The organism is Leptothrix ochracea L12 (assembly GCF_000262525.1).
In genome coordinates, this window is record NZ_JH660689.1 from 1 (window position 1) to 9319 (window position 9319).

11 protein-coding genes, 1 tRNA gene and 1 pseudogene are annotated in these 9319 nt (G+C 61.9%); 5 read left to right on the forward strand and 8 right to left on the reverse strand.

Translation table 11 applies throughout. The features are described 5' to 3' along the window. Both rsgA and LEPOCDRAFT_RS02010 read right to left on the reverse strand, forming a co-directional pair. Positions 1-405, reverse strand: a 405-nt coding sequence (gene rsgA / locus LEPOCDRAFT_RS02005) for a GTPase RsgA (protein WP_009453547.1), incomplete at its 3' end; no start/stop codon positions are given. Positions 406-434: 29 nt separating this feature from the next. Next, on the reverse strand, positions 435-1703 hold the full coding sequence (locus LEPOCDRAFT_RS02010; protein WP_009453548.1) for a M48 family metallopeptidase: 1269 nt from the start codon (positions 1701-1703) through the stop codon (positions 435-437). 78 nt (positions 1704-1781) lie between these two features. Between LEPOCDRAFT_RS02010 and orn the strand changes: the two genes are divergently transcribed. Beyond that, entirely contained in the window at positions 1782-2345 is a 564-nt protein-coding gene (orn, locus tag LEPOCDRAFT_RS02015; RefSeq protein WP_009453549.1) for an oligoribonuclease, read from the forward strand. A 12-nt stretch (positions 2346-2357) separates the two neighbouring features. Here orn and LEPOCDRAFT_RS02020 read toward each other — a convergent pair whose 3' ends face one another. The 3 genes from LEPOCDRAFT_RS02020 to LEPOCDRAFT_RS02030 form a co-directional block, all read right to left on the reverse strand. Beyond that, the gene (locus LEPOCDRAFT_RS02020) at positions 2358-2729 is read right to left on the reverse strand and encodes an SMR family transporter (protein WP_043909853.1); all 372 of its coding nucleotides are present in this window, start codon (positions 2727-2729) and stop codon (positions 2358-2360) included. A 5-nt stretch (positions 2730-2734) separates the two neighbouring features. Continuing rightward, positions 2735-3094: a thioredoxin domain-containing protein gene (locus LEPOCDRAFT_RS02025; protein WP_009453551.1), complete on the reverse strand. Its 360-nt coding sequence runs from the start codon at positions 3092-3094 to the stop codon at positions 2735-2737. A gap of 136 nt (positions 3095-3230) precedes the next feature. Beyond that, complete coding sequence (locus LEPOCDRAFT_RS02030; protein WP_009453552.1) at positions 3231-3917, reverse strand: class II glutamine amidotransferase; 687 nt, start codon at positions 3915-3917, stop codon at positions 3231-3233. Between the two features lie 200 nt (positions 3918-4117). Between LEPOCDRAFT_RS02030 and cysK the strand changes: the two genes are divergently transcribed. Both cysK and LEPOCDRAFT_RS02040 read left to right on the forward strand, forming a co-directional pair. Further along, on the forward strand, positions 4118-5095 hold the full coding sequence (gene cysK, locus LEPOCDRAFT_RS02035) for a cysteine synthase A (RefSeq protein ID WP_009453553.1): 978 nt from the start codon (positions 4118-4120) through the stop codon (positions 5093-5095). 19 nt (positions 5096-5114) lie between these two features. Continuing rightward, positions 5115-6131, forward strand: a complete 1017-nt coding sequence (locus tag LEPOCDRAFT_RS02040) for a sulfate ABC transporter substrate-binding protein (protein WP_043909847.1) — start codon at positions 5115-5117, stop codon at positions 6129-6131. 13 nt (positions 6132-6144) lie between these two features. Here LEPOCDRAFT_RS02040 and LEPOCDRAFT_RS02045 read toward each other — a convergent pair whose 3' ends face one another. The 3 genes and pseudogenes from LEPOCDRAFT_RS02045 to cysM form a co-directional block, all read right to left on the reverse strand. Next, positions 6145-6702 carry a DUF924 family protein gene (locus LEPOCDRAFT_RS02045; protein WP_043909849.1) on the reverse strand — a complete coding sequence of 186 codons (558 nt, stop codon included), beginning with the start codon at positions 6700-6702 and terminating at the stop codon, positions 6145-6147. A 22-nt stretch (positions 6703-6724) separates the two neighbouring features. Further along, positions 6725-7655 (reverse strand): annotated as a pseudogene (locus LEPOCDRAFT_RS02050) (CysB family HTH-type transcriptional regulator). Positions 7656-7669: 14 nt separating this feature from the next. After that, positions 7670-8575, reverse strand: a complete 906-nt coding sequence (gene cysM, locus LEPOCDRAFT_RS02055; protein ID WP_043909851.1) for a cysteine synthase CysM — start codon at positions 8573-8575, stop codon at positions 7670-7672. Positions 8576-8687: 112 nt separating this feature from the next. Between cysM and LEPOCDRAFT_RS02060 the strand changes: the two genes are divergently transcribed. After that, positions 8688-8772, forward strand: a tRNA-Leu gene (locus LEPOCDRAFT_RS02060). Between the two features lie 246 nt (positions 8773-9018). Further along, a partial coding sequence (locus LEPOCDRAFT_RS03010; RefSeq protein ID WP_009453558.1) for a rhomboid family intramembrane serine protease occupies positions 9019-9319 on the forward strand: 301 nt, incomplete at its 3' end.

The following is a 9319-nucleotide window of genomic DNA, read 5'->3' on the forward strand; positions in this document are numbered from 1 at the left end:
ACGCGCCAGCGCAGCCGCTTCGGGCAGGTCGATCTTGTTGAGCAAAATGGTCACGGCCAAGCGCGCTTGGCCGGCAGCGATCAAGGCGCGGCTGAGTTGGCTCTCGCTGAACACGGGTTCTGCCGCCACCATCACCAAGATGTGGTCCAGATTGGCGGCAAAGGATTTGGTGCGCCATTCGTCTTGGCGATAGAACAAATTCTTGCGTGGCAGGATGGCTTCGATCACGCCTTCCTCGCCGCGCGTATCGGTGGAGCGCCAGTGCACTTGGTCGCCGACCACGCAGTCGCTTTTCTTGCCACGCGGGCTGCACCGAATGTGCTTGCCGTCTTGCGCTTCCACCAAGTAGTGGCGGCCGTGGCCTGCCAAAACCAAGCCGGTATGGAGTTCAGGAGAAGTTGACATCAAGGCGTCCTAGGTGGTGTGGCGGTGGATCAGCGCCGCAAACCCAGGGCCGCGAGTCGTTCGCTGGCTGGGGGATGGGAGTAATAAAAGCGCACGTAGAGGGGGTCAGGGGTCAGGGTGGAAGCGTTGTCGTCGAAGAGTTTCACCAGTGCCGAGGCCAGATCGCCCCGGTTGCTTTGCTGGCCGGCGTAGGCATCGGCCTGATATTCATGGCGGCGCGAAGCGGCCGACATCAGCGGCCCGAGCAAGAAACTGAACACCGGCCCGACCATCATCATCAGCAACAGGGCCACGGCGTGATTCGGGGCCACCATGTTGGGCACCACGCCCAAGCCAAGGTAGAAGTTGGGTTGATCCATCAGCCAGCCGATCAGTGCCAGCGTGCCCAGCCATAGGCCGAGCATCGTGACCATGCGCTGCTGCACATGGCGGTGGTGGAAGTGCCCCAGCTCGTGCGCCAGCACCGCTTCGACCTCGCTGGGTGTGAGGCGCTTGAGCAAGGTGTCAAAAAACACCACCCGTTTGACGGGCCCAAAGCCGGTGAAATAAGCGTTGGCATGGGCGGAGCGGCGGCTGCCGTCCATGACGTAAAAGCCTTGGGCGCGAAAGCCGCAGCGCTGCATCAGGCCTTCCACGCGGCGTTTCAGTTCCGGGTCGTCAAGCGGGGTGAACTTGTTGAACAGCGGTGCGATCACGGTGGGGTAGAGGCCCTGCATCAGCAAGATAAAGGCCGCCAGCGCCGCAAAAGCCCAGAGCCACCACAGGGCCCCCATCGACGCCATGAGCCACAGCACCAGTGCGGCCAAGGGCAGGCCGATCACCATGCCCACAAGGCTTTGCACGAGCTGATCGCGCCACCACAGCGCCGGGGTGCTGCGGTTGAAGCCGAAGCGTTGTTCCAGCTTGAAGGTGCGCCACGCTTCAAAGGGCAGATCCAGCAGCCCACCGATGGCGCTTACCGCTGCGATCAAACCCACCTCGTAGGCCAGCTCGCCCCAGCGTGGTTGCAGCACCTCCCGCAGCGACACATTGAGCGCGTCCAACCCGCCCAGCAGGGTCCAGCCCACCAGCACCATGGCGCTCCAAGCGGCGGTCAGCAGATCAAAGCGCTGGCGGGCGATGGTGTAGTCGGCTGCCTTCTGATGCGCTGCCAAACTCACCGCACCGACAAAGTCGGGCGGCACCGCCCCACGATGTTTGGCCACGTGGCGGATCTGGCGCGTGACCAGCATCATGCGCAGCACAAGGACCGTGGCCAAGGCCACCGCGAAAGCAAGGGTGAAAAACAAGGCGCTCATAGGGGCGCGATTCTCGCCGATGGCGGGCGGTCTGGGAGAATCGCCGCCGCTTTAGCCATTGGTATCGGAGAGAACACCATGAACCAAGAGATCTTGCTTGCCCGCAACGACCAGAACCTGATCTGGGTCGATATGGAGATGACCGGGCTCAACCCGCAAACCGACCGCATCATCGAAGTGGCGGTGGTCGTGACCGACGCTCAACTCAACATGCGCGTTGAAGGCCCGGTGATCGCCGTCCATCAGTCGGACGCCGTGCTCGATGGCATGGACGCTTGGAACAAGGGCACCCACGGCAAGAGCGGTTTGATCGATCGCGTCAAGGCTTCGACCCTTGACGAAGCGGCCGCCCAAGCGCAACTGCTGGCGTTTCTGCAAGCCTACGTGCCGACACGCACCTCGCCGATGTGCGGCAACACCATCTGCCAAGACCGGCGCTTCATGGCCAACTACATGCCGCAGCTCGAAGCCTTTTTTCACTACCGCAACTTGGATGTCAGCACCCTCAAAGAGCTGGCGCGCCGCTGGAAGCCCAGCATCATGGACGGCTTCAAGAAGCGCCAAGCCCACACCGCTTTGGCCGACATTCAAGAATCGATTGACGAGCTGATCTATTACCGCGAGCACTTCCTCGCGCTCTGATCAAACCTTGGTTCAAGCCCTTGAGACCACGCCCACGCCGATCAAAATGAGGCTGATGCCAGCGATCTTGGTCGGGTTCAGGGACTCACCCAACCACCACCACGCCGCCAAGGCGTTGACCACGTAGCCCAGCGAGAGCATGGGGTAGGCGATGCTGACGGGCACGCGGCTCAGGGCCAAGATCCAGAGGACCACGCTCAAGCCATAGCAGCCCAGCGCCGTGAGGATGGTGGGCTGCGTCAGCAACTTCCAGCCGATGGGCACGATGTTGGCTGCGCTGAACGCAAACGCGCCCACCACCTGCGTGCCGGCTTTCATCAGCAACTGCGCCACCGCGTTGAGCAGCACACCGGCCAAGATCAGGGTGAAAGAGACCAGACTCATGGTGTTCATGGCATGAATGTGCCCAGCAGCGTTTTGACAGCGGCGTCATCGATAAGACCCAAGCTGCCTTGTAGACCGCGCTGGATGAGTTGGCGGGCGGTTTGAGCGTGGGGTGTGACCGGACCGAAGAAGCGGGCGTCCAGACCGTGGGCAATCAGCAAGGTGGGGAAATTGACCACATCGATGCGACCCAGCGCTTCGTCATCGTCTTCCACATCCAGCCAGACAAAGCGTGCTTGGGCCGCGAATTCACGCCCCAAATCGTCGAAGGTTTGGCGGTAACTGTCGCAGGTACGGCACCAACCAGCGCATAGGCAGGCGACCAGCAGTGCTGGGGAGGGTTCCGGGAGCGGGGCGAATGTCATGGGTGAGGTTCTGAACGGCAGGTGCAAACACGCCGAGCATAGGCGGATCAAGCAGCAAGAGCATGAACAGCCCGTGGTGTGATTGGCTGTGAGTGAATTTGATGTGACCAGACTTCCTCTCCTCGCACAAACACCTTCATCTCGCGGGCACAAAGCTGTGCCAGGGATGCGCGCCGCCGAGGGGTTCGGTGGCGATTTGCACCATTCGGGGGGTGTCTCGGCCGTGGTGCTGTGTGTGTTGTGTCCAGGTCAAGCGGGTGGCACACAAGGTGTAGAGCGCCTGACCATCGGTGAAGGTCAGATTGAATTCACCATGGCGACCGATCTGGCTGGCCAACTCGGCCAAGAGGGTGGCAATGTCTTGCCAATGCGGTTCGGCTTGGGCCTTGAGCTGGCGGCGCAGTTGTTCCATCAACCAGCAAAAAGCGTATTCGCTGTCGGTCTGACCCACCGGGACGTAGTCACCGGACAGGGCGGGGGCAAAGTCAAGCAGCTTGCCGTTGTGGCAAAACGACCAGCGTCGGCCGCGCCACTCGCGCTGGAACGGGTGGCAGTTCACCGGGGCTGGAATGCCATGCGTGGCCTTGCGCACATGGGCCAGCACGGTGGTGGCTTGGATGGGGTAGAGGCAGAGGAAATCGGCCAACGCCGAATCCGCCGCCCGTTGGGGGTCGATGAAAAGGCGGCAGCCCTCACCGTCGTGGAAGGCCATGCCCCAGCCGTCCACATGTTCACCCGTGCGACCACCGCGCGCGGTGAAGGTCCGCAAAGCGGCCTGGACGGTCATCGGCCGGTTGCTGTTCATGGCGAAGAGTTGGCACATGGGATGAACGATAAATCGCGCCAAGGGCCCGGAACAAGGAAGCATTTCGCGCTTGCTTATCCGGGCCACGCCTCAACGCGCAGGTGAGGGGGTATCGACGCTTTCCGCATAACCAACGTCGGAATCATTCGTTCCGCTTGATGGGACCCGTCGTTACGCTGATGCGCATGGTTGAGTTTTAAGACGCAAGAGAGACGTTGATGAGTACTTGGTTTGAAGACAACTCGCTGTCCATCGGTCACACCCCGTTGGTTCGGCTCCATCGCATCACTCAAGGGGCCAAAGCGACGGTGCTGGCCAAGATCGAGGGGCGCAATCCGGCGTATTCGGTCAAATGCCGTATCGGTGCTGCCCTGATCTGGGATGCAGAAAAGCGCGGTCTGCTGGGGCCGGGCAAGGAGTTGGTCGAGCCGACCAGCGGCAACACGGGCATCGCTTTGGCCTTTGTGGCCGCTGCACGGGGTATTCCGCTGACGCTGACCATGCCAGATACCATGAGTCTTGAGCGGCGCAAGTTGTTGCTGGCCTACGGGGCCAAGTTGGTCCTGACCGAAGGGGCCAAGGGCATGAGTGGTGCGATCGCCAAAGCCGAAAGCATCGCGGCTTCAGATCCCAAATACGTGCTGCTGCAACAGTTCAAAAATCCAGCCAACCCTGCGATCCACGAGGCCACCACCGGCCCTGAGATTTGGGATGCGACCGATGGGGCGGTCGATATTTTTGTTGCCGGCGTGGGCACCGGCGGCACCATCACCGGCGTGTCGCGCTACCTCAAGCACACCCGGGGTAAAGCCATCACCTCGGTAGCGGTGGAGCCCAGTGCCAGCCCCGTCCTGACCCAGTACCGCAATGGCGACACCCTCCGCCCCGGTCCGCACAAGATCCAAGGCATTGGCGCGGGCTTTGTGCCGCAGGTGCTGGATCTGTCGTTGATCGATGCCATCGAACCGGTCAGCAACGACGACGCGTTCGCCTTTGCCCGCCGTTTGGCGTTGGAGGAGGGCATTCTTTCCGGCATTTCCAGCGGTGCTGCCGTGGCCGCTGCCCTGCGCTGGGCCCAAAACCCCGACCACGAAGGCAAAACCATCGTGGTGTTGCTGCCAGATTCTGGCGAGCGTTATCTCAGTTCAGTGCTGTTCGAGGATCTGTTTGATGCCTCGGGACTGCCAAGAATCTAAACGGGGCCCCACCATGTGTATGTCTGTTTCACGATGCTCCTTCATCCGTTCAACCCTTCTGGCCTTGGTTTTGGGCACAAGCGTCTTTGGCTTGGCGGCCAAGGATCTGACCTTGCTTAATGTCTCGTATGACCCGACGCGCGAGCTTTATCAGGGCATCAACAAAGCGTTTGCGGCCCATTGGAAAGCCAAGACCGGCGACAGCGTGGTGATCAAGCAGTCGCACGGCGGCTCGGGCAAGCAAGCGCGTTCGGTCATTGATGGCCTCGACGCCGATGTGGTGACGCTGGCGCTGGCGTATGACATCGACGAAGTGGCAGCGCGGGCCAAACTGCTGCCCGCCGACTGGCAAAAGCGACTCAAGCACAACAGCGCGCCGTACACCTCGACCATCGTGTTTTTGGTGCGCAAGGGCAATCCCAAGGGCATCCGTGATTGGGACGATCTGATCAAACCGGGCGTGGCGGTCATCACCCCCAACCCCAAGACCTCAGGCGGTGCTCGCTGGAACTATTTGGCCGCGTGGGGCTATGCCCTCAAAAAATACGGCTCTGAGGTCAAGGCGCAGGACTTTGTCGCCAAGGTGCTGGCCAACGTGCCGGTGCTCGATAGCGGCGCACGCGGCGCGACCACCACCTTTGTGGAGCGCGGCGTGGGCGATGTGCTTTTGGCGTGGGAAAACGAAGCCCTCTTGGCGCTCAAGGAGCTGGGTCCGGACAAATTTGACGTGGTCGCCCCAAGCGTGTCGATCTTGGCCGAGCCACCGGTGGCGGTGGTGGACAAGGTGGTGGATAAGCGCGGCACCCGTGCGGTGGCTCAGGCCTATCTGGAATATCTCTATTCGCCCGAAGGCCAAGACATCGCCGGACAGAACTACTACCGCCCGATCGAGCCGGCGGCGGCTGCCAAGTACGCCAAGCAGTTCCCCAAGATCAGTTTGTTCACCATCGACGACGTTTTTGGGGGCTGGACCAAGGCGCAAAAGACCCACTTCGCCGACGGCGGCAGCTTCGACAAGGTTTATACGAAGCGCTGATCACAAACGTTCATCAAAACGACGACCCTGGCGTTTGCAAGAAGGCCAGCTCTTCCGCTGTCGAGGGGCGGCCGAGGATGGCGTTGCGGTGTGGAAAGCGACCAAAGCAGTCGATGATCGCTTGGTGGCGCAGTTCGAAATCGAGGCTGTTGCTCACGCCCAGTGCGCTGAACAGCTTGACGGCCACGGTGTGGATCTGGCGCGACTCACTGTGCATGTAGGGCATGTAGAGAAACGTGCGCTGCCCCAGCGCAAGTTCAGCATCGGCGTGGAGCGCCACCGCTGTTTGGGCCAGCGTCAGCGCCATGGCGTCACAGGCAAACGCTTCGGGCTGCCCGCGATAGATCTGGCGGGAGAACTGATCCAGCACGATGATTTCGGCCAACCGACCCTCGGCTGAAGTGCGCCAATCGTCCAGCTCACCTTGCCGTGCAGCCTCATGCAAGGCTTTGAAGCGCGCCTTGATGTCTTGGTCAAGGGCTTCGGACGCGGACCACCACTGCTGGGGGCGGAGCTCGTTGAACCAAAAGTTGAGCACGACGTGTGGGCCGGGCAAGACCGAGGTATCCATGGCACTGACTCCTTGTTGGGGCCTAGGGGATGGATGTTAGGGCTTCTTCCACCACCGAGCGGGTCAAGGTGGGTGCAAACGACGCGATGAAGTCGTAGACATAACCGCGTAGCCATGTGCCACGGCGGATGGCCGAGGCGGGTCAGGTTGATCTCGAACAGATGCCGGGCGTCCAGCGCCCGCAAGGTGCGGTCGCGTTCGGCGTCAAAAGCCATGGAGGCGACGATGCCCACGCCCAAGCCCAGCTCGACGTAGGTCTTGATCACGTCGGCGTCCATCGCCCCCAAGACAATTTCAGGTTGGAGCCCCACCTTGGCGAAGGCCTCGTCGATGTGCGCCCGGCCGGTGTAGCCGGGCTCATAGGTGATGAGCGGGTACTCGGCCAACTGCGCCAAGGTGATCGGCTCGGTGCTGTCGAGCAAGGCGTGTCCCGGCGGCACCACCACGCTGTGGGTCCAGCGGTAGCAGGGCAGGGCGATCAGGGCGTCGTAGTGCGCCAAGGCTTCGGTGGCCACGCCGATGTCCGCCTCGCCCGAGAGCAGCATCTCGGCCACTTGCTTGGGTGAGCCTTGCTGCAAGTGCAGCGTGACCTTGGGATAGAGCTGGCGGAAGTCGCGCACCACGGCGGGCAGGGCGTAGCGGGCTTGGGAGTGGGTGGCGGCAATCGACAGTCGCCCGTTGTCTTGGGCGGTGAAATCTTCGCCCACACGCTTCAGGTTCTCGGCGTCAAGCAGCAGGCGCTCGACGATGGGCAGCACCGCTTCGCCCGGTTGGGTCAGGCCGGTGAGGCGCTTGCCGGCGCGCACAAAAATCTCGATGCCGAGTTCTTCTTCCAGTTCACGGATCTGGCGACTGATGCCGGGCTGCGAGGTGTGCAACACCCCCGCTACTTCGGTCAGGTTGAAGCCGGAGCGGGTGGTTTCGCGCACAGCGCGGAGTTGCTGAAAATTCATCGCAAGGTCTCAGCTCAGGCCGGAAAGACCCCGGTCGAGAGGTAGCGATCGCCTCGGTCGCAGACGATGAACACCACCGTGGCGTTGGGTTGCTGTTGGGCGATCTGCATCGCGGCCCAGCAAGCGCCCCCGGCTGAGATGCCGGCAAAAATGCCTTCGGTGCGGGTCATCTGGCGGGCGGTTTCTTCGGCATCGGTCTGGCTCACATAGACCAGCTCATCGACCCGTTGCGGTTCATAGATGCGCGGCAGGTATTCCGCGGGCCACTTGCGGATGCCGGGGATGCGCGAGCCTTCCGAGGGCTGCACGCCGATGATGCGTACCTTGGGGTTGCGCTCCTTCAGGTAGCGGCTCACCCCGGTGATGGTGCCGGTGGTGCCCATGGCGCTGACGAAGTGGGTGATGCGCCCATCGGTGTCGCGCCAGATCTCGGGGCCGGTGGTTTCAAAGTGGATGCGTGGGTTGTCGCTGTTGGCAAACTGATCCAGCACCCGGCCCTTGCCTTCGGCGGCCATGGTGTCGGCCAGATCGCGGGCGTATTCCATGCCACCCGACTTGGGCGTCAGGATCAGCTCGGCGCCGAAGGCTTTCATCGTTTGGGCACGCTCAATCGAGAGGTCCTCCGGCATGATCAGCACCAGCCGGTAGCCGCGCACCGCTGCGGCCATGGCCAAGGCGATGCCGGTGTTGCCCGAGGTGGCTTCGATCAGTGTGTCGCCGGGGTGGATCTCGCCGCGTTCTTCGGCGCGCCGGATCATGCTGATGGCGGCGCGGTCCTTGACCGAACCCGCCGGGTTGTTGCCCTCCAGCTTGCCCAGCACGACGCTGGAAGCGTCCACGCCGTTCAAGCCCGGCAGGCGTTGCAGGCGCACCAAAGGGGTGTGGCCGATCACATCTTCGACGGTGAAGTAGGTAGGCATGGGCAATCAATCTCCTTGAAGCGAATTGTGGCAGCAAGGTGGAATAGAGGTTGCATTCCTCTAAAAAATCGTGCCATAATCTTGGACCGCGCCCGATCAGCGCAACCACACGGCCGAAGTGGCGAAATCGGTAGACGCAGGGGACTCAAAATCCCCCGCCGCAAGGTGTGCCGGTTCGAGTCCGGCCTTCGGCACCACTGATCAAAAAAGCCCCGCTGCGCACTGAATAGGTTCGCAGCGGTTTTTTTACCGGATCTCTCCCCGGACCCGACCATGCCGCAGCTTCCTCCCATCACCCGCGCTTTGCTGCTGATCTGTACAGCTGTGTTTTGTGCGCAGATGCTGCTCGGCGACTGGATCGAGGTTTGGTTTGCGCTTTGGCCCTTGGGCTCGGGGCATTTCTTGCCGTGGCAGGTGCTCAGCTACGCCTTTTGCACGGCGACATGGGGCACTTGTTCTTCAACATGTTGGGTTTGTGGATGTTCGGCGCTGAGATCGAGACGATCTTTGGCCCCAAGCGCTACTTGCAGTATTTGGCCGCCAGTGCCTTGTCGGGTGCTTTGATTCAGTTGCTGATCTCGCCCTTGCTCGGGACGATGGGGGCCACCATCGGGGCCTCAGGGGCCTTGTTTGGCTTGCTGCTGGCCTTTGGCACGCTCTTTCCCGACCGCATCATCATGCCGCTCTTCCCGCCGATCCCCATGAAGGCCAAGTACTTCGTGCTGGTCTTCGGTGCGATCGAAC